Here is a 20,615-nt window from a genome sequence, read left to right as displayed (position 1 = left end):
GCCAGTTTCGCGACAGTAACCCGTTCCACGCCGACGCCTATCATGCGGGTTCCCTTCACCGACGCCTGATCACCGCCTGTCCCGCTGCCTCCATGTGGATCGTCAATCTTGCGCTCAGGCGCCCCTACACGTTCATCGTCATGGCCATCATGATCGTGCTGGCCACCCCGCTTGCGCTGATGCGCACGCCGGTCGACGTGCTGCCCGCGATCAACATCCCCGTGATCAGCGTCATCTGGAATTACAGCGGCTTCTCCGCGACGGAGATGACGAACCGCATCACGTCCGTGCATGAACGGATCCTGACGACGACCGTCAACAACATCCAGCACGTCGAATCGACGTCGCTGCCCGGCATCGCGGTCGTGAAGGTGTTCCTGCAGCCGGGCGCGAACGTGCAGACGGCGATCGCGCAGACGGTCTCGTCCGCGCAGGCGATCGTGCGGCAGATGCCGCAGGGCGCGACGCCGCCGCTCGTGATCACCTATTCGGCCTCGAGCATCCCGGTGATCCAGCTCGGGCTGTCGAGCAAGACGCTCAGCGAACAGTCGCTCGCCGACATCGCGCTCAACTTCCTGCGCCCGCAGCTGATCACGGTGCCGGGCGTGCAGATCCCGTTCCCGTACGGCGGCCGCACGCGCGTGGTCGCGATCGACCTCGATCCGCAGGCGCTGCTCGCGAAGGGGCTCACGTCCGCCGACATCGTCAACGCGGTCAACGCGCAGAACCTCGTGCTGCCGACCGGCACCGCGAAGATGGGCCAGACCGAATACCGGATCGACACCAACGCGTCGGCCGATACGGTCGCCGACATCAACAACCTGCCGGTCCAGACCGTCAACGGCGCGACGACCTATCTGCGCGAGGTCGCATCGGTACGCGACGGCTTCGCGCCGCAGACCAACGTCGTGCGCCAGAACGGCCAGCGCGGCGTGCTCATCTCGATCCTGAAAAGCGGCGACGCGTCGACGCTCAAGGTCGTGTCGGACCTGAAGGCGCTGCTGCCGAAGGTGATCCCGACACTGCCCGAAGGGCTCACGATCACGCCGCTGTTCGACCAGTCGGTGTTCGTCGACGCGGCCGTTCAGGGCGTGATCCACGAAGCGCTGATCGCCGCCGTGCTGACCGCGATGATGATCCTGCTGTTCCTCGGCAACTGGCGCAGCACGCTGATCATCGCGATCTCGATTCCGCTGTCGATCTTCACGTCGCTGATCGCGCTGTCCGCGCTCGGCGAGACCATCAACATCATGACGCTCGGCGGGCTCGCGCTCGCGGTCGGGATCCTGGTCGACGATGCGACGGTGACGATCGAGAACATCGAGCGGCACCTGCATCTCGGCACGAACCTGCACGACGCGATTCTCGAAGGCGCGGGCGAGATCGCGGTGCCCGCGTTCGTGTCGACGCTGTGCATCTGCATCGTGTTCGTGCCGATGTTCTTCCTCACGGGCGTCGCGCGTTTCCTGTTCGTGCCGCTCGCGGAAGCCGTCGTGTTCGCGATGCTCGCGTCGTACGTGCTGTCGCGCACGCTGGTGCCGACGCTCGCGATGCTGCTGTTCCGCCCGCAGCAGGCGAGCGCCGGCCCGGATCGTTCGACGTCGCGCTTCGCACGCATCCATCACGCGTTCAACGAAGCGTTCGAGCGGCTGCGCGCGTGGTACATCGTGCTGCTCAGCATCCTGCTGGTGCGCCGCCGCTTCTACGCGACGTGCTTCCTCGGCTTCTGCGTGCTGTCGACCGGCCTCGTGTTCGTGCTCGGCCGCGACTTCTTCCCGAACACCGATTCGGGCAACATCCGCCTGCACATGCGCGCGCCGACCGGCTACCGGATCGAGGAAACCGCGCGCCTCGCCGACCAGGTCGAGCGCGTGATCCGCGAAACCGTGCCGCCCGACGAGCTCGGCGCGATCGTCGACAACCTCGGCCTGCCGGTGAGCGGCATCAACCTGTCGTACAGCAACGCCGGCACGATCGGCACGCTCGACGGCGAGCTGCTGATCGCGCTGAAGCCCGGCCACCGCGCGACCCAGCATTACGTGCAGGCACTGCGCACGGTGCTGCCCGAGCGCTTCCCGGGCGTCGAGTTCTTCTTCCAGCCGTCGGACATCATCACGCAGATCCTCAACTTCGGCCAACCGGCCGCGATCGACCTGCAGGTGCTCGGCAACGATCTCGCGAGTAACATGACTATCGCGAGCAGCCTGATGAAAAAGTTCAGGCAAATCCCCGGCGCCGTCGACGTGCACGTGCTGCAACGCAACGACGAGCCGACCCTGCTGGCCGACATGGACCGTACGCGCATGCAGCAGCTCAATCTCTCCGCGCAGAACGTCGCGCAGAACATGCTGATCTCCCTGTCCGGCAGCTCGCAGACGACGCCGTCGTTCTGGATCAACCCGCGCACCGGCGTCCAGTACCCGCTGCAGATCCAGACCCCGCAATACAACATCTCGTCGGTCGACGACCTGCTCGGCACGCCGATCTCGGCGAGCGGCCGCACCGGCATGCCGCTGCAACTGCTCGGCAACCTCGTGCAGGTGCGCAGCACCGCGAACCCGGCCGTGATCACGCACTACAACATCCGCCCGGCGATCGACGTGTACGTAAGCGTCGAGGGCCGCGACCTCGGCGCGGTCGCGGGCGAGATCGACCGCATCGTGTCGGACGCGCGCGCGACGCTGCCGCGCGGCACCGAGCTGACGATGCGCGGCCAGATCGAGACGATGCGCACGTCGTACCTCGGCCTCGGCGCGGGCGTCGCGATGGCGATCGTGCTCGTCTACCTGCTGATCGTCGTCAATTTCCAGTCGTGGCTCGACCCGCTGATCATCATCAGCGCGATGCCGGCCGCGCTCGCCGGCATCGTGTGGATGCTGTTCATCACCGGCACGCACCTGAGCGTGCCCGCGCTGACGGGCGCGATCATGACGGTGGGCGTCGCGACCGCGAACAGCATCCTGGTCGTGTCGTTCGCGCGCCAGCGTCTCGAAGCCGGCGCGCCGCCGCTCACGGCCGCGCTGGAGGCCGGCGCGACACGGATCCGACCGGTGCTGATGACGGCGCTCGCGATGATCATCGGGATGGTGCCGATGGCGCTCGGTCTCGGCGAAGGCGCCGAGCAGAACGCGCCGCTGGGCCGCGCGGTGATCGGCGGGCTGCTGTTCGCGACCGTTTCGACGCTGCTGTTCGTGCCGCTCGTGTTCGGCGGCGTGCATGCGCGGCTGGCCCGCCGGCGCGCGCGCCAGGCCGGACACTGACTTTCGTCCCCTTTCGTCCCACTACCCGGTTGAATTGGTTGAATTCATGGAAGAGAAACATCACAGCGCCGTCGGCATCCAGGTGGACGAACACGGCATGCACCTGCCGACACGCACGTCGGTGTCGCGACGCGGACGCATCGTCCTGATCGTGATCGGCGTGCTGCTGGCCGCCGGCGCCGCGCGCACGATCGTCGTCAACGTGCTGAACCGCAACCGGCTCGACACGGTCGCCGAGCAGAACACGCGCCAGTACGTGACCATCGCGCATCCGGTCGATGCGGCCACCGGCGGCAAGCTGTCGCTGCCGGGCACGCTGCGCGGCTTCGTCGAGGCGCCGATCTACGCACGCGCGAGCGGCTACGTGCTGCGCTGGCAGGCCGACATCGGCGCGCACGTGAAGCAGGGCCAGGTGCTCGCCGAACTCGACACGCCCGAGCTGAACCAGGAACTCGCGCAGGCCACCGCGCAGCGCCAGCAGGCGCAAGCCGCACTCGCGCTCGCGAAGACGTCGTTCGACCGCGCGCAGCAGTTGCGCCAGCGCGATGCCGTCTCGCAGCAGGAACTCGACGACCGGCAAGGCGCGTTCAACCAGGGCACCGCGAACCTCGCCGCGGCCGACGCGAACATGCGCCGCCTCACCGAACTGAAAGGCTTCCAGCGGATCGTCGCGCCGATCGACGGGATCGTCACGCAGCGCAACGTCGACGTCGGCGATCTCGTCAGCTCCGGCAACGCGGGGCGTTCGCTGTTCACGGTCGTGCAGGCCGACCGGCTGCGCCTCTACGTGCAGGTGCCGCAGGCGTACGCGCAGCAGGTGAAGGTCGGCCAGCACGTGAGCGTCGCGCAGGCCGAGCTGCCGGGCCGGACGTTCGACGGGACGATCACGCGCACGTCCGAGGCGATCGACGTCGCGACGCGCTCGCTGCAGATCGAGATCACGCTGCCGAACCCGGACGGGCGACTGCTGCCCGGCGCCTACGTGCAGGCCACGTTGCCGATGACGCCGGTCGGCCGCCTGCAGGTGCCGGCCAATACGCTGCTGTTCCGCGCCGAAGGCCCGACGGTCGCGACGGTCGATGCGAACGGCCAGGTGCGCCTGAAACAGGTGACGGTCGTGCGCACGATCGGGCAGACGCTCGAAGTCGACGGCCCGCTCACGCCGAACGACCGTCTCGTCACGAACCCGAGCGACGCGCTCGCCAACGGCGATCAGGTGATCGTCTCGGCGCCGGCCGCGAAACCGGCATCGAGCGCCGCGGAGGCGAAGTCGTGATCGCGATGCGCATCCGCCGGCGGCCCGCCGCCGTCTCCGCCACCGCCGTTGCGCTCGCCGCCGCCCTCGCCGGCTGCACGGTCGGCCCCGACTACCGGCGGCCCGACGTCGCCACGCCGGCCGCGTGGCGGTTCGATCCGGCCGATGCGTACTGGCACCCGGCCGCGCCGGCCCGCGCGCCGCTCGACCCGGCATGGTGGACCGCGTTCGGCGATCCGCAGCTCGACGCGCTGGAAGCGGAGGCGCTGCGCAACAACCAGAACCTGAAGGCCGTCGCCGCGCGCTACGACCAGGCGAAGGCGACGCTCGCGTCGGTCGCCTCGGCGCAGTATCCGGCCGTCGGCCTGAACGCGAGCGGCCAGCGCTTCAAGATCTCGGCCGACCGGCCGCAGACCAACTACGCGACGCAGAGCGCGTCGACCGTGCAGAACGACGTCCAGGTCGGCGCAAGCGTGAGCTACGAGCTCGACCTGTTCGGCCGCGTGCGGCGCAGCGTCGAATCGGCGCAGGCCACCACCGAACAGGCGCGCGACGATTTCGCGAACGCGCGCCTGGTGCTGACCGCCGATCTCGCGTCGAGCTATTTCGCGCTGCGCGAATTCGACACCGAGATCGACGTCGTCAAGCGCTCGATCGACCTGCAGCAGAAGGCGCTCGACTACGTGAGCGCGCGGCACGACCTCGGCGCGGTGTCGGGCCTCGACCTGCTGCAGCAGCGCGCGCAGCTCGACGCGACGCGCACCCAGGCGCAGCTGCTGCTCCAGCAGCGCGTGCAGGTCGAAGCCGCGATCGCGACACTGGTCGGCACGCCGGCCCCCACCTTCTCGATCGCGCCGCGCGTCGTGCCGATCAATGCGCCCGCGCTGCCGACCGGCCTGCCGAGCGACGTGCTGCAGCGGCGCCCCGACGTCGCGTCGGCCGAGCGCGCAATGGCCGCCGCGAATGCGCAGATCGGCGTCGCGCGCGCCGCGTATTTCCCGCGCATCACGCTGTCGCCCGACATCGGCTGGGACGCGACGCGCTTCGCCGGCCTGTTCACCGTCCCGGCGTTGCTGTGGTCGGTCGGCGGGTCGCTCAGCCAGCCGCTGTTCGAAGGCGGCAAGCTGAAGGCCGGCGTCGATTTCGCGCAGGCCGGCTATGTCGCCGCGCAGGCCAATTACCGGCAGACCGTGCTCACCGCGTTCCAGGAGGTGCAGAATGCGGTCACCGGGTTGTCGGTGCTCGCGGAGGCCGCGCAGCAGGCCTCCGCGGCCGTCGACGACGCGCGCAAGCTCGTGTCGCTCGCGCAGGATCGCTACGCGGGCGGCCTGACGCCGTTCATCGACGTGCTGACGGCCGAGCAGCAGTTGCTGACGAGCGAGCGGCAGGCCGTGCAGATCCAGGGCCAGCGCGCGGCGCTCGTCGTGTTTCTCGCGAAGGCGCTCGGCGGCGGCTGGGACGGCCAGGCGGCAAGCGGCCCGGCGCCGGCCGAGGTCGCCGCAGCCCCGGCACCGGCGCCAGCGCCCCCGGGCCCTTAACCGGATTACGCGGACAACGGATTCGAACATGAAAGTCCTGATCGTCGAAGACGAACCGAAAGTCGTCGAATACCTCAAGAGCGGCCTGACCGAAGAAGGCTGGGTCGTCGATACCGCGCTCGACGGCGAGGACGGCGCGTGGAAAGCCGTCGAATTCGACTACGACGTGGTCGTGCTCGACGTGATGCTGCCGAAGCTCGACGGCTTCGGCGTGCTGCGTGCGTTGCGCGCGCAGAAGCAGACGCCCGTCATCATGCTGACCGCGCGCGACCGCGTCGACGACCGCGTGCGGGGCTTGCGCGGCGGCGCCGACGACTACCTGACCAAGCCGTTCTCGTTCCTCGAGCTGATCGAACGGCTGCGCGCGCTGACGCGCCGCGCGCGCGTGCAGGAATCGACGCTGATCTCGATCGGCGACCTGCGGGTCGACCTGATCGGCCGCCGCGCGACCCGCGACGGCACGCGGCTCGACCTGACCGCGCAGGAATTCCAGCTGCTCGGCGTGCTCGCGCGGCGCAGCGGCGAGGTGCTGTCGAAGACGACCATCGCCGAACTCGTGTGGGACGTGAACTTCGACAGCAACGCGAACGTCGTCGAGACGGCGATCAAGCGGCTGCGCGCGAAACTCGACGGCCCGTTCGCGGACAAGCTGCTGCATACGATCCGCGGCATGGGCTACGTGCTCGAGGCGCGCGAGGACGGCGATACCGAGAGGCCGGCATGAAACGCTCGATCGTCCTGCGGCTGTCGGCGATGTTCGGCATCGTGTCGCTGCTCGTGTTCACGCTGGTGGGCTGCGGGCTGTTCGTGATGATGGAGCGCCAGCTGTTCGCCGAGCTGCGCGCGACGCTCGATACGCGCACCAAGGTCGCCGAGATGATCGTGTCGCACGCGCTCACGTCCGAACGCGGGCGCCTCATGCAGGAAAAGCTCGCCGATCTCGAACCGCCCGACGGCTCGACGCGCTACCAGGTCGACAGCACGAATCCGGATTTCCGGTTCGGCAAGCCCGTCGACGGCGTGCCCGTCGGCGCGCCGTTCGGCGCATTCCAGCGCTACGCGCTGAACGACAGCAGCTACGACGTGATGACGAAGACCGTCACGGTGGCCGGCAACGGCGAGCGGCCGACACTGAGGCTGATCGTTGCCAGCTCGTGCGAGCGCACGCAGCGGATGCTGCGCCGCTTCGGCTGGACGCTCGCCGGGCTGATCGCGATCGCGACGATCATCACGCTGCTGCTGAGCCGCGCGGTAGCCCGCTTCGGGCTCGCGCCGCTCGACCGGCTGTCGCAGGATGCATCGGCCATCAGCCTCGCGAACCGCCGCCAGCGGCTGCACACCGACGCGCTGCCGGCCGAGCTGCGCGACCTCGCCACATCGTTCAACGGCGCGCTCGATCGCATCCAGCAGACCTACGCGCGGCTCGAGGCGTTCAACGCGGACGTCGCGCACGAACTGCGCACGCCGATCAGCATCCTGATCGGCCAGACCCAGGTCGCGCTGACCAGCCGCGACCGCACCGTCGAGCGGATGCGGCAGACGCTGCAGTCGAACCTCGAGGAATTCGAGCGGCTGCGCGTGATCATCAACGACATGCTGTTCCTGTCGCGCAGCGACCGCGGCGAACGGGCGACCGACCTGAAGGACGTGTCGCTCGCCGACGAGGTGCGGCGCATGCTCGATTTCCTCGAGATCCCGCTCGACGAGGCGCAGTTGCACGCCGAACTGCACGGCGACGCGCGCGCGGCCGTCGATCCGTCGCTGTTCCGTCGCGCGATGACGAACCTGCTGATCAATGCGATCCAGCATTCGTCGCCCGGCGCGACGTTGCACGTGACGATCACGCGCCGCGACACGCTCGTCGAGATGGCCGTGTCGAACCCCGGCGAGCCGATCGATCCGGTGCAGCGCTCGCACGTGTTCGAACGCTTCTACCGGCTCGAGGAAGCCCGCGCGAACAGCAAGGAGAACCACGGGCTCGGGCTGTCGATCGTCAAGGCCGTCGCCGAGATGCATGGCGGCAGCGTATTCGTCGCGTGTTCGGGCGGCGTCAACACGTTCGGCTTCTCGGTGTCGACGGAACCCTGCGCGGGCGGACCGCTGCGCGCGGGAGATGCAACCGATGCAACCGGCGTGGTCGACTCCACCGATTCGCGGCCGGCGCACGCGCCGCGGGCGCTGCACTGACGGCGGCTGCGCCTGTCGACGTCCGGCCGCCTCCGATCGGCGCTTGCCGGCCACGAACGCGGCGCGGGACGCATTACGCGCGCGACTTGCCGCCCTGCTCGCGCCACGCCCGCGGCGACATCGCAAACCGCTCGCGAAACACGCGACTGAAATGCGACATGTCGTTGAATCCCCAGCGCAATGCGACATCGGACACGCGCAGCGACGCGCATTGCGGATTCGCGAGATCCTGCGCGCACCGTTCGAGCCGCAGGTTCCACACGTGACGCATCAGCGACGTCTCCTCGGCCTCGAAGAGCTTGTTGATGTACCGCGACGAAATCCCGATCGAGCGCTCGATCATCATCGGGTTCAGCTCCGGATCGTGCAGGTGCTCGAGCACATGCCGCTTCACACGCGTCAGTGTCAACGCCTTCATCCTCGATTGCGCGAGGTCGTTGCGTTGCATGCCCCCGAGCGTCATCGCGATCAGCGTGATCGCGGTATCCGACAACTGCCGCATCTCGTCCTCGGTCACACTGCGGATCTGCGACGACATCTGCTCGAGGAACGCACGCATGACGCTGCCGACGCCGTCCCCGGTTTGCGTCGGGCACGCCGTGCGGTGCTCCATCCCGACGACGAGCTGGTTCAGCGTCGCGCGGGGAATGCTGACGACGATCTCGCGCCACGACTGGCCGAACTGCAGGTGGTGAGGCCGTGTCGCATCGTAGATCGCGAAATCCCCGGGATGCAGCGTGACGATCTTGCCGTCCTGTTCGACCGACTGGCTGCCCTCGAGCATCAAGACCCCGAAATACTTGTCCTCGTACTCGCTGCGCGCCTGGCGATAACGCCGGATCACGGCCTGCTCGCTCGCGTGGATTTCCGAGATTCGCATCTTTTCGCACTTGCGCTGCCGCACCCGGCCGAAGAAATCGGCTTTCTGCACGGCCGCGATCTGCACGTCCGCGAACAGGCGCAGAATCGTCTCGCGCCAGAATTCGATACGCTGGCTGACCGAGCCGTCGATCGGCACCTCGATGGCCGCGTTCGTCCGTTCGTCCAGCGGGCTGCCGGACGCCGGACCGGGCGCGTCGCCGCGTGCGGCGCGCGGGAGAGGACGCATCGTCATGGTCGTGCCCCACATGGGTTAGCAAACACGCAGCCGACAGCGTGCCCGTTCAAAAGCGCATTGTCCAATCGATGACCGCGTACGCCGCATGGCCGGTCGAACCGGCACGCGGCGCGGCGGCGGCATGCTACCGCTCCGGACATGTCATGCGCACGTCGTCCGACGCCAGTCGGACGACTGTTCATACGCATACGCAACGCGGTAGAGCGTCGCCTCGTCGAAACGGCGCCCGACCAGTTGCAGCCCGATCGGCAGATCGTCGGCTACCCCGCACGGCAGCGACATTGCCGGATGCCCGGACACGTCGAACGGCGCGGTATTCGCGAGCATCTCGAACGCCCGCGTCAGCGACTCGGACATCGCGCAACCGGGTTCCGGCAGCTTCGACGCGCGCATCGGTACGGTCGGCATCAGCAATACGTCATACGACTGCAGCGCCGCGTCGTAAGCCGATCGCAAGCGTCGCGCGAGGTTCTGGCACTTCGCGTAGTAACGCCCGCGATACCGGCTCGTGAAGTATTCGCCCAGCAGCATCGTCACCTTCACGGTATCCGGCAACTCGTCGGCGCGCTCGCGCCAGCCCGCGTGATGATCGATCATGCCGGTCACGTACAGGCCGCCCCAGTTGAATCCATGGCTGTTGCCCTTCATCATCTGCTGCGTCGCGCCCTCGGCCGCAATCGGCAGCCAGATCGCGGTGCCGGCCGCATGCAGCGGCACCGACACTTCGTCGACGCGCGCGCCCAGCTTGCGCAACCGGAGCGCGGCGGCCCGCACGGCCTCGTCGACCACCTTCTCCGAATTGGCGAGCCCGAACGCCTCGCGCAGGATGCCGATCCGCAATCCCGCGATGCCGTCGCGGATCGCGCCGAGATAGTCGGCGCGCGGCGGCAACGTCCGTTGGCGCGGATCGAGCCCGTCGTCGCCCGCGATCACGTCGAGCAGCAGCGCGTTGTCGAGCACGTTGCCCGTCATCGGCCCCAGATGATCGACGGTTGCCTCGATCGGCATCGCGCCGGTGTACGGCACGAGCCCGTGCGTCGGCTTCATCCCGTAGATGCCGCAATAGGCGGACGGGATCCGCACCGAGCCGCCCTGGTCGCCGCCGAGCGCCATGTCGACCTCGCCGCTCGCGACCAGCGCGCCGCTGCCCGACGACGAGCCGCCGGACGAGTGCCCTGCCTTGCGCGGATTGTGCACCGGCCCCGACGCGCTCGTGTGCGAGCCGCCGGAAAAGCAGTAGTACTCGCAGGTCGACTTGCCGGCGATCGTGCCGCCGGCGTCGAGCACCCGCGTGACGACGGTCGCATCGACATCGGGCACATAGCCCTCGAACGTGGTCGAGCCATTGCGCATCGGTACGCCGGCGACGCAGATGTTGTCTTTCACGACCACCGTCCTGCCGCGCAGCTTGCCGTCGGCGGCGCCGTGGATCGTGCTCTTGCGCGCCCACGCGCCGTAACGGTTCTCGTCGCCTTCCGGGCGGTAGCCGGGCGTGCGCGGATACGCGACGACGGGCAGATAGTCGGGCAGCGCGTCGATCGCATCGTAGGCGTCGAAGTTCGCCTGCAAGGCATCGTCGTATTCGGCGAGTTGCCGGGAATCGAGATGAAAGCCGAAGCCGGCTGCCATATCGGACAGTTGTTCGCGGGTCGGGCGTTTGATGGCCATCGACGTTCTCCAGTTCGGTAAGCGGCACCGCCGGCCACGGCGGTGCCGGCGGGATTCAGCGGGCGATGGCGACGGCGTCGCGCATCATCCCGGTGCGCGGATGGCAGTTCACGTATTCGTAAACCTGATGCTTCGCGTCGAAGACGGAAACCTCGTGATACAGCCGCAGTTTCGACAGCCCGGTGACGACGCGGAAAAACGTGACGAAGATCCGCAGGTGCGTCGGATGGGATTCGGCCCATCGCTCGAGGCGGTCGAGCGAGCGCCAGTGGCCGATGTTGTAGCTCTCGTCGAGCACGTTGCCGTCGAGATCGATCGAGCGCACGTAGCGGTTGCTGTAGCAGCCGACCTCCGTGCCGTTGTCGCGCAGGAAGTCCATTCCGCTGCGCAGCGTCGGCTCGATCTCCTCGAGATACAGTCGGCGCTCGTCGTGCTCGGCCGCGCGCCAGTCCTGGCCGGAGCGAATCAGCGCGATGTTGTCGTGCGCCAGCACGACCACGCGGCCGCCGCGGGCCGGATCGCCCTCGACGATGCGCAACTCGCCGTCCGCCCGCATCCAGTCCGTCTGCGAGATCGGGAACCGGTCGCGCATCGATCCCCAGTAGCCGTGCTCTTCGATCTCGCCGCTGACGCCGTCCATGATCGCGCCGACGCCGGGGAAATCGTTCGTGAACGCGTAGAGCGTCTCGAACTGCTCGGCGCGCGGCGCGACGATTTCCCGGAAGTAGCCGATGCCGTCCGCGAGGCGTGCGTCGGAGGCCCACCATTCGACGAGTGCAGGCGACGCAATCCAGCGCGCATACGCGGCCGGATCGCGCCAGTAGCCGACGGCGATCAGGTTCTCGTAACCCTGGTCGTCGGTGTGTTGCGTCAGATCGAAGTTGTTCGGGCCGTCCTGCACACCGAAATCGGCGACGATCCCGCGCAAAGCGGCCAGTGCCGCCGCGCGCTTGTCGGCGCCGCCGTATTGCACGCCGAAATAGCCCATCACGACCTGGCTCAGGTCTTCGGCGGCCCGGGCGACGTACATCGGGAACGGCGGCTGGTAGTCATCGGCGACGCGGCGCGACAGCGTCCGCGGGCAGACCAGGTGTTTGTCGATGGCGGATTCCATGCATGACCTCTCTGGAAAGGGAATCGGGTGTCGGGTATCGACGTGGGGAAGGAGCGACATGCACCGGCCTTATCCGGCGCATGCGGGTGGTCAGAAGATGTGCGCGTAACGCAGGCCGGCGAGCACACTGTTCTTCGGACCGTTGCGCACGCTCAGGTCGGTGCCGAGCTGGATTTGCACCTGGTCGGCCTTCGTCACGAACTTCGCCGCGGTGATCCGCAGGCGCGTCGTGCGCAGCGCGTCGTTGTTGTCCGTGCCGTCGACGCTCGTTTCACCGCCCCAGAGCTGCGTGATGCCGATCCCGAGCGACGTGCCCGGATCGGGCATGTAACGCACCATCGCCTGTGCGCTGTAGCTCATCCGCTGATGCAGCGTCGCGCCGCTCGCGCCGTACGACGTGTTGTTGCCGTACCAGATCGCGTCGCCGACGAGATCGAGTGCCCACTGCGGCGAAAAGTGCTTGACGTAGGCCGCCTGGAAATCGAGCGACCAGCGGTTGGCGCCGAGATTGAGACCGCGGTTCTGGTCGTAGCTCCCGGTCGGCGCGTAGACGTAGACCGTCGCGGCGACGACGTCCTTCGCTTCGTTCAGGCGGAATTTCAACGGTGCGGTCAGGATCACGTCGCCGACACCGTTCGTACTGCCAAGCGCGCCGGCGTTGCCGAAGCTGCTGATATGACCGAACGGCAGCAACACCTGCGGATCGATCGTGAGCCTGTCGGTGAGCTGGAACACATGCAGCAGGCGGGCGATGCCGACATTCGACTGCAGGTCGAAATCCGACGTCCGGTGGCCGTTCGCGTAGTAGGCGTTCGTCGCGGAATAGTTGTAGTACAGCACGCCGATCGTCGCGCCGACCGGATACTGCTCATAGTCGCCGGGATCGACCTCGACCGCGCCCGCGTAATGCGATGCGACGGCGATCAGCGACAAACCGATCCAGCGCGCGATTCGCTTCAGTTTCATTCTGTTGACGTTGTCCATCATGCTCCTCACCTGGTTGCGCAGACACCGCCACGCTCGACGCACGACGAACGGGAACCGTCGCCGGATGGTGGAATCGCGGGATGCTGGCCGACTGTTGTTCCGCCGTTACATCGGGGATGCCGGCGATTCGCGACATCGAACGGCCGTCGCTTGAGGATGAGAATAGGAAGGCAAAATCCGCAGTTCTGTTTTCCGGCGGAACAAGAAATTGGCTGTGGCGGGCCTGCGCCTCCGATGTCATGCAGCGGTCGCAAAACGTGCGCCGGCTGCCGCTGTTTTCGTGCCGGGCGCCCCGCCGATTGCCGCCCATCTCCGTGCATCCGCGCGCATCGGCTCCATGCCGCGCCACGGGGCCGTCTCAGCATAGTTTCCGATCCGTGCCGGCAAAGAACCGCGCTTTTTCTCTTCTTACCCTGCTCGTCGAGCGTGACCGACACCACGCGTCCACGCCCCGCCACGGCAATACCAACGCGATGGCGGCGGTCAACCCGAACCACGACAAGGAACCCCACGATGAGCGCGACCCCTTCCGCGGAAACAGCCTCGACGCCCGGCGAACGTGCCTGGGCGCTGTTTCGCGTGATGAAAGAGAAGAACCTGATCCCCGACGGCTATATCGAAGGCCTGACCGAGCTGATGTCCACGACCTGGGATCCGGCCAACGGCGCGCGCATCGTCGCGCGTGCGTGGGTCGACCCGGCGTTTCGCGAACTGCTGCTGAAGGACGGCACGGCCGCGTGCGCGCAGTTCGGCTACACCGGCCCGCAGGGCGAGTACATCGTCGCGCTCGAAGACACGCCCACGCTGAAGAACGTGATCGTCTGCAGCCTGTGCTCGTGCACGAACTGGCCGGTGCTCGGGCTGCCGCCCGAGTGGTACAAGGGCTTCGAATATCGTGCGCGGCTCGTCCGCGAGGGCCGCACGGTGCTGCGCGAGCTCGGCACCGACCTGCCCGACGACGTCGTCGTGAAGGTCTGGGATACGACCGCCGAAAGCCGCTATCTCGTGCTGCCCGTGCGGCCGGCCGGCAGCGAGCACATGACCGAGGAACAACTGCGCGCGCTCGTCACGAAGGATGTGCTGATCGGCGTGGCGCTGCCGCGCGCGCGCTGACTCCCCCCGTTTCGCTCTCGACCTTCATCTCGGAGATCACATATGGACGGCTTTCACGACCTCGGCGGATTCCAGGGTTTCGGCCCGGTGCCGCACACGATCAACAGTCTCGGCTACAAGCCGGTCTTCAAGGAAGACTGGGAACATCTCGCGTACAGCCTGATGTTCGTCGGCGTGGACCAACTGAAAAAATTCAGCGTCGACGAGGTACGTCACGCGGTCGAACGCATCGACGTACGCCAGCATGTCGGCACGCGCTACTACGAGCGCTACGTGATCGCGACGGCGACATTGCTCGTCGAAACCGGCGTGCTCACGCAGGATGAACTCGACCGCGCGCTCGGTTCGCATTTCCGGCTCGCGAACCCGCCGACGTCCGGCGGCCGGGCGGCACCGCCCGACTCGACGCGGTTCGAGGTCGGCGAGCGTGTCGTCGTTCGCGACGAATACGTCAGCGGGCACATCCGCGCGCCGGGCTACGTTCGCGGCAAGGAAGGCGTCGTGCTGCACCGGACGACCGAATCGTGGCCCTTCCCGGACGCGATCGGCCACGGCGACACCGGCGCCGCCCGTCAGCCGACCTACCATGTCGAGTTCCGCGTGAAGGATCTGTGGGGCGACGCCGCCGACGACGGCTACGTCGTGGTCGACCTGTTCGAAGGCTACCTGGATCGCGCGTCCGGGCAGAGCGCATGACGACGCCGGGGAAGCAAGGCGCGCCGGCCGCCCCTGGCTCGAGGATTCCGGTCACCGTGCTGTCCGGCTTCCTCGGCGCCGGGAAAACGACGTTGCTGAACCACATCCTGCGCAATCGCGCGGGACTGAAGGTCGCCGTGATCGTCAACGACATGAGCGAAGTGAACATCGACGCCGACGATGTGCGGCGCAACGTCGAGCTGCATCGAGGCGAGGACGAACTGGTCGAGATGAGCAACGGCTGCATCTGCTGTACGCTGCGCGCCGATCTGCTGGAGCAGATCAGCACGCTCGCGCGGCAGCGCCGCTTCGATTATCTGCTGATCGAATCGACCGGCATCTCGGAGCCGATGCCGGTCGCGGAGACGTTTGCGTTTCTCGATCGGGACGGTTTCAGCCTGAGCGAGCTGGCACGGCTGGACACGCTCGTCACGGTGGTCGACGGCGAGACGTTCGAGGACATGATCGCGTCGGCCGAACCGGTCGCGCACGACGCGGCGCTCGCGAACGACGGCAATTCCGGTCCGCCGCGCAAACTGTCGGACCTGCTGCTCGAGCAAGTCGAATACGCGAACGTGATCCTCGTGAGCCGTCTCGACCGGATCGGCCACGCGGGTTTCGACCGGCTGCGCGCGCTTCTTGCGTCGCTGAATCCATCTGCGCGAATCCTGCCGATGCAGCACGGCAAGGTCGATCCGTCAGACGTGCTCGATACCCGGCGCTTCGATCTGCCGGCGCTCGTCGAATCGCCGGGATGGATGCAGCGCATGCAGATCGACGAACGCCCCTCGGAATCGGATGCGTACGGGATCGCGTCGTGGACCTATCGTGAACGTTCGCCGTTTCATCCGGCGCGCCTGCTCGCATGGCTGCGCCGCCCGTGGGACAACGGCCGACTGCTTCGCTGCAAGGGTTATGTCTGGGCTGCGCACCGCTATCCCGAGATCGCCATGCTCGTGCAGACGGGCGGCGCGTTCCAGTGGGGTTACGTTGGGCGATGGTGGCGATTCATCCCGCAGTCGGACTGGCCGCACGACGACTATCGCCGCGATGGCGTGCTGAAAAAATGGGAGGAGCCTGCGGGGGATTGTCGGCAGGAAATCGTGTTCATCGGGCAGTCGGTCGATCACGACCGGTTGCGTCGCGAACTCGATGCGTGCCTGCTGACGGTCGAGGAAATCGACGCGGGCCCGGAGTCGTGGCTGCGGCTTCCGGAAGCCGACGCGTTCGACGCGCTCGCGGCGGCCGCTCGTCCGTGACGTGAGACTCGATGCCTTCGGTTGCAACGCCTGCGTCCAACGACTGTCGAGCACCGGTGAGCGCCGTGCCCGGTTCGGCGTTGCCTGAATCCAGACAGCGCCGCCGAGGGCAGTTTTCTTCAATACCGGCACGCGCGGCTTCTTTAGTCTCGATGCGACTTTGACATTCGCATGGAGGCACTCAATGAGCATGCTGGTTTCGATGGCCGCGTTCGCGCTGGCGTCGTCGATCACCCCCGGTCCCGTCAACATCGTCGCGCTCAGTGCGGGCGCGCGCCACGGTCTCGGCGCAAGCCTGCGGTATGCGGCCGGCGCGACGCTCGGCTTCGTCGCGCTGTTCCTGCTGATCGGCCTCGGGCTGCACGCGGCGCTCGCGCGCTGGCCCGTGCTGACGACGGCCACGCAGTGGTCGGGGATCGCGTTCCTGCTGTACATGGCGCTGCGGCTCGCGCTCGACGACGGCCGGCTGTCGGCCGACCCGGACGTGGCCGGCCCGTCGGCGGCGTCCGGCGCGGCGATGCAGTGGCTGAATCCGAAGGCGTGGCTCGCGTGCGTGGCCGCGATGGGCGCGTACGCGGCCGACGGCGACCGCGCGCAGGTCTGGCAGTTCGCCGCGCTGTATCTCGTGATCTGTTTCGCGTCGATCGCTTGCTGGGGGTATGCCGGCGCGTCACTGCGGCACCGGCTCGCGAACGCGCGGAGGATGCGCGTGTTCAACCGGCTGATGGCGCTGCTGCTCGCGGGCAGCGCGCTGTTTCTGCTGGACGTGTAGGGCGCGCCCCGCCCGGCTCGCCGTTCAACTCGTGGCTCGACTCGTGGCTCGACTCGTGGCTCAGCTCGTCGCGCTGCGGTACTGGCCGGGCGTCGCGGCCGCGATCCGCCGGAACGCGCGCTGAAAATGCGCCTGGTCGGCAAAGCCCGCGTCGAGCGCGACGTCGGCGATCGGCCGGCCGCGGCGCAGCTCCGTGCGGCCGTACTGCACGCGGCGGTCGATCAGGAACGCATGCGGCGTCATGCCGTAGCGCGCGTTGAACGCGCGGATCAGGTACGACGGCGACAAATCGGCGGCCGCGCAGATCGCATCGAGCGTCACGCCCTCGCGGCAATGCGCGGCGATGTAATCGGCCGCGCGCGCGAGCTTGGCGTTGTCGTCCCCGGCGCGCGGGCCGGGCAGTTCGCGGTCGAGCGCGCCGTGCAGCGCCGTGAAGAATTCGACCGCCGCGCTCTCCTTGCCGAGCGGATCGATGCCGGGCGCGACGAGCGTCCGGTAGAAACCGCCAAATTGCGCGAACAGGTCGCGCCGTTCGGTCAACTTCGGCGAAAAGCCATGAAAATCGCGGTTCGGATCGCGGCCCAGCGAATGCTGCAGCCGCGCGAGCCACGGCACGTCGACATAGACCATCCGGTACGCCCACGCGTCGGGGCCGTACGGATTGCACGCATGCACCTGTTCCGGATCGATGATCACCAGCACACCGCGCCCGACGTGCTCGTGCGTCGCGCCGTTCACGTAGGTGCTCGTGCCGCCGACGATCGCGCCCACCGAAAACGTGTCGTGCGTGTGCTTCGCGTAGCAGATCGAGCGGCCGTCGTCGACGGTGCGCGCCTCGATGAACGGCAGCGCGGCATCGCGCCAGAACGGCGACGGTACGACGGATCGGTTGGCGGTACGGCTCACGCGGCGGGCTCCCGGTTCGGACGGCGACCGCCCACCGTACAAGACTGTGCGGCTCCGCGCAACCGGATCGCCACGCTTCGATACGGGATTGCGCCGTTTCGCCTAAGCTTTGAATTCCGTCCGCCGCGGCGCCCGCGGCGGTTTTCGTTCACTCCTCTTCCGTCACGCTCATGCATATCGATCTGAAAGGCAAGACCGCGGTTGTCACCGCCTCCACCGCCGGCATCGGGCTCGCGATTGCCGAAGGGCTCGCGCGCGCCGGTGCGCGCGTCGTCGTCAACGGCCGCAGCGATGCGTCGGTGCAGTCCGCGCTCGCGCACCTGCGCGCGGCCGTCCCCGACGCGGGCTTCGACGGCATCGCGGCCGATCTCTCCGATGCCGCGGGTGTCGCCCGCATCACGCAGCACACGCCCGCAGCCGACATCCTCGTCAACAACGCGGGCATCTACGGCCTGAAGGCGTTCTTCGAGATCGACGACGCCGAGTGGGAACATTACTTCCAGATGAACGTGATGTCCGGCGTGCGGCTCGCACGGCATTACCTGAAGGGGATGATCGAACGCAATGCCGGCCGCATCGTGTTCATTTCGTCGGAATCGGGCCTGAACATCCCGGTCGACATGATTCATTACGGATTCACGAAAACCGCGCAGCTGTCGATCGCACGCGGCCTCGCGAAGCTCGCGGCCGGCACCAACGTGACCGTCAACTCGGTGCTGCCGGGGCCGACGATGTCGGACGGCGTGCGGGCGCTGCTGAAGGAAACGGCCGACGAAACCGGCCGCAGCGTGGAAGACGTGGCCGTGGAATTCGTGCGCAACCACCGCTCGAGCTCGATCATCCAGCGGCCGGCGACGCCCGAGGAAGTCGCGAACCTGGTGGTCTACGTGTGCTCGCCGCAGGCTTCGGCGACGACGGGCGCCGCGTTGCGGGTGGACGGCGGCGTGGTCGACACGATCGCGTGACGGCGGGCGGGCACGGCCGCCGCGCTAGCGCGAAGCGGCCTTGCCCGGCTGGAGCGTGCCCTTGCGGTCGGCGTTCATGCACGAATCGAAGCCGTGTTGCGTGACGATGCCGGCCCTGTCGAACACGACGAAATATTCGCGGTGATCGTTGCCGTGCTCGATGAAGTAGTTGTAGCAGACGCCGCTGCCGTTGCGGACCATCCACACGCTGCGCGGGTTGCCGGCCGCGCGGACGACATCGGCGCGCGTCGCGCCGTGCCGCGAGGCGGCCCGCGCGAGCGGCGTGCGTGAATACGAAAATGGCAGCCACGAGTCGAACCACGCGCAGCCGTGCAACATCAGGCAGCTGGCGGCCAGGGACAGCGTCGCTGCGGGACGGGCCATCGAAATCAATCGCATGCTTGGGAAAATCTGCTGCGCCATGCCGGCGTGATCGAAAGCCCCATGCTACTCGACCTTTGGGTCCGGATCGAAAAGAAATGTAGAGATCTTTATACGAATCCCTGCATGTCATGCCCGCGCGCAAGCCCGGTCGTTGCAGCCCCCACATGCTTGCACGCGCATCGAACCCGCCGCGCCGATGCGTCAAATCGGCATAACGTCGCGCATCGTCACGCGATCCACTCGGCCCACAGCATCGTCAGCACAGTCATCAGCGCGGGGCCGACGAACAGCCCGATCAGGCCGAACGTCTCGGCGCCGCCGAGGATGCCGAACAGCACCAGCAGGAACGGCAGCCGCGCCGAGCTGCCGATCAGCACCGGCCGCACGAAATGCTCGGCGACGAACACGACGACGAAACCGAGCACGGCCACTACGACGGCCCACACCGTCGCACCCTGCACGAACAGCCAGAGCGCCGCGCCGCAGAACACGATCGGCGCGCAGAACGGCAGCATCGCGGCAATCGCCGTGACGAGGCCGAGCAGCGCCGCATGCGGGACGCCGGCCAGCGCATACGCGATGCCGAGCAGCGCACCCTCGCCGAGCCCGACGACGACGAGCCCCGTCACCGTGCCGTACACGGCCTTGACCATCCGGTCGATCAGTTCCGCGCCGTTGTGCCCGAACGCGCGCCGCGCGCCCTGCAGCAATGCGCCCGACAGCTTGTGGCCCGCACGCAGGATCACGAACAGCGTGACGAGCATGAAGCCGAACTCGAGCAGCACATGCGCGAGCTTCGTGCCGAACTGCCGCCCGAACGCGAGGAATTTCTCGCTGTTGACGCCGTGCATCGCGCTGGCCGGATGCAGCGGATGGCCGAGATTGGCCTGCCACCATTCGGTGATCTGAGCCGAACCGTAAGGCAGCCGGCTGACGACGTCCGGCAACGGAATGCCGCTGTCCTGGACCGACTTCAGCCACTCGCGCAGGTCGTGCGCCTGCCCGATCGCCTGGACGGCCGCGACCGCGATCGGCAGCACGACGAGCAGCGAGATCGCGGCCGTGATGACGGTCGCGATCAGCGTCGGCCGGTCACGGAACAGCCGGTGCGATTCGAAGCATTTGAGCAGCGGCCACATCGCGATGGCGATCACGCAGGCCCATGCGATGGCGGGAATGAAGTCGCGGATGATCCACAGCGCGAGCACCAGCAGCGCCGCATACAGCACGACGCGGGCAACCTGCTGCGCGCGCGGCCGTGCGGCGGGGTCGTGAGACGACGGGACGTGTGCGCCCATGGCACCTCTGTCGAAATGAAAAATGGCGGTTCGCGCAGGCAACCGGCCTGCATGAACCGCCATTCTATCCATCGGCGCCGGATCGCCGACGCGCAA

17 protein-coding genes are annotated in these 20,615 nt (G+C 67.7%); 10 read left to right on the top strand and 7 right to left on the bottom strand.

All coding sequences use genetic code 11. The features are described from left to right. Nucleotides 1–92: 92 nt before the first annotated feature. The 5 genes from ACTJLD_RS11745 to ACTJLD_RS11725 are packed head-to-tail and all read left to right on the top strand — an operon-like array spanning nt 93 to nt 8,240. Entirely contained in the window at nt 93–3,260 is a 3,168-nt protein-coding gene (locus tag ACTJLD_RS11745; RefSeq protein ID WP_440658806.1) for an efflux RND transporter permease subunit, read from the top strand. Between the two features lie 46 nt (nt 3,261–3,306). Next, entirely contained in the window at nt 3,307–4,536 is a 1,230-nt protein-coding gene (locus tag ACTJLD_RS11740) for an efflux RND transporter periplasmic adaptor subunit (RefSeq protein WP_059694979.1), read from the top strand. A 5-nt stretch (nt 4,537–4,541) separates the two neighbouring features. After that, nucleotides 4,542–6,053: an efflux transporter outer membrane subunit gene (locus tag ACTJLD_RS11735; RefSeq protein WP_440658929.1), complete on the top strand. Its 1,512-nt coding sequence runs from the start codon at nt 4,542–4,544 to the stop codon at nt 6,051–6,053. 28 nt (nt 6,054–6,081) lie between these two features. Further along, nucleotides 6,082–6,777 carry a heavy metal response regulator transcription factor gene (locus tag ACTJLD_RS11730; RefSeq protein ID WP_021159240.1) on the top strand — a complete coding sequence of 232 codons (696 nt, stop codon included), beginning with the start codon at nt 6,082–6,084 and terminating at the stop codon, nt 6,775–6,777. Next, nucleotides 6,774–8,240 (top strand): heavy metal sensor histidine kinase, encoded by a 1,467-nt coding sequence (locus tag ACTJLD_RS11725; RefSeq protein ID WP_136469095.1) that lies wholly within the window; start codon nt 6,774–6,776, stop codon nt 8,238–8,240. The genes ACTJLD_RS11730 and ACTJLD_RS11725 overlap by 4 nt, the downstream gene beginning before the upstream one ends. A gap of 73 nt (nt 8,241–8,313) precedes the next feature. On the opposite strand, the gene ACTJLD_RS11720 is transcribed toward ACTJLD_RS11725, so the two are convergent. The 4 genes from ACTJLD_RS11720 to ACTJLD_RS11705 all read right to left on the bottom strand — a co-directional run bounded on the left by ACTJLD_RS11720 (nt 8,314) and on the right by ACTJLD_RS11705 (nt 13,126). Continuing rightward, the gene (locus ACTJLD_RS11720) at nt 8,314–9,354 is read right to left on the bottom strand and encodes a helix-turn-helix domain-containing protein (RefSeq protein ID WP_440658805.1); all 1,041 of its coding nucleotides are present in this window, start codon (nt 9,352–9,354) and stop codon (nt 8,314–8,316) included. Between the two features lie 144 nt (nt 9,355–9,498). Then, nucleotides 9,499–11,025 (bottom strand): amidase, encoded by a 1,527-nt coding sequence (locus tag ACTJLD_RS11715; RefSeq protein ID WP_060207441.1) that lies wholly within the window; start codon nt 11,023–11,025, stop codon nt 9,499–9,501. Between the two features lie 55 nt (nt 11,026–11,080). Beyond that, the gene (gene oxdA / locus ACTJLD_RS11710) at nt 11,081–12,139 is read right to left on the bottom strand and encodes an aliphatic aldoxime dehydratase (protein WP_440658803.1); all 1,059 of its coding nucleotides are present in this window, start codon (nt 12,137–12,139) and stop codon (nt 11,081–11,083) included. Nucleotides 12,140–12,229: 90 nt separating this feature from the next. Continuing rightward, nucleotides 12,230–13,126 (bottom strand): transporter, encoded by an 897-nt coding sequence (locus ACTJLD_RS11705; protein WP_366919100.1) that lies wholly within the window; start codon nt 13,124–13,126, stop codon nt 12,230–12,232. Between the two features lie 513 nt (nt 13,127–13,639). Between ACTJLD_RS11705 and nthA the strand changes: the two genes are divergently transcribed. From nthA to ACTJLD_RS11685, 4 genes are all read left to right on the top strand, one after another. Beyond that, on the top strand, nt 13,640–14,239 hold the full coding sequence (gene nthA / locus ACTJLD_RS11700; protein ID WP_059694987.1) for a nitrile hydratase subunit alpha: 600 nt from the start codon (nt 13,640–13,642) through the stop codon (nt 14,237–14,239). A 42-nt stretch (nt 14,240–14,281) separates the two neighbouring features. Next, on the top strand, nt 14,282–14,935 hold the full coding sequence (gene nthB / locus ACTJLD_RS11695) for a nitrile hydratase subunit beta (RefSeq protein ID WP_027791483.1): 654 nt from the start codon (nt 14,282–14,284) through the stop codon (nt 14,933–14,935). Continuing rightward, complete coding sequence (locus ACTJLD_RS11690) at nt 14,932–16,194, top strand: GTP-binding protein (protein WP_440658802.1); 1,263 nt, start codon at nt 14,932–14,934, stop codon at nt 16,192–16,194. The genes nthB and ACTJLD_RS11690 overlap by 4 nt, the downstream gene beginning before the upstream one ends. 184 nt (nt 16,195–16,378) lie before the next feature. Beyond that, nucleotides 16,379–16,966 carry a LysE family translocator gene (locus tag ACTJLD_RS11685; RefSeq protein ID WP_012338243.1) on the top strand — a complete coding sequence of 196 codons (588 nt, stop codon included), beginning with the start codon at nt 16,379–16,381 and terminating at the stop codon, nt 16,964–16,966. Nucleotides 16,967–17,026: 60 nt separating this feature from the next. On the opposite strand, the gene ACTJLD_RS11680 is transcribed toward ACTJLD_RS11685, so the two are convergent. Beyond that, entirely contained in the window at nt 17,027–17,872 is an 846-nt protein-coding gene (locus tag ACTJLD_RS11680) for a helix-turn-helix transcriptional regulator (RefSeq protein ID WP_060085199.1), read from the bottom strand. A gap of 170 nt (nt 17,873–18,042) precedes the next feature. Here ACTJLD_RS11680 and ACTJLD_RS11675 point away from each other — a divergent pair, with 170 nt between their 5' ends. After that, entirely contained in the window at nt 18,043–18,837 is a 795-nt protein-coding gene (locus tag ACTJLD_RS11675) for an SDR family NAD(P)-dependent oxidoreductase (RefSeq protein ID WP_059696233.1), read from the top strand. Nucleotides 18,838–18,861: 24 nt separating this feature from the next. Here the strand turns inward: ACTJLD_RS11675 and ACTJLD_RS11670 are convergent, their stop codons facing one another. Then, nucleotides 18,862–19,236 (bottom strand): hypothetical protein, encoded by a 375-nt coding sequence (locus ACTJLD_RS11670; RefSeq protein WP_049097651.1) that lies wholly within the window; start codon nt 19,234–19,236, stop codon nt 18,862–18,864. Nucleotides 19,237–19,448: 212 nt separating this feature from the next. Next, a complete protein-coding gene (locus ACTJLD_RS11665; protein WP_134255763.1) occupies nt 19,449–20,519 on the bottom strand; it encodes an AI-2E family transporter in 1,071 nt (356 codons plus the stop codon). Between the last annotated feature and the right edge of the window lie 96 nt (nt 20,520–20,615).

It is taken from the genome of Burkholderia sp. 22088 (assembly GCF_052045915.1).
Taxonomy (GTDB): domain Bacteria; phylum Pseudomonadota; class Gammaproteobacteria; order Burkholderiales; family Burkholderiaceae; genus Burkholderia; species Burkholderia cepacia.
This window is presented reverse-complemented; position numbering and strand designations above follow the sequence as displayed.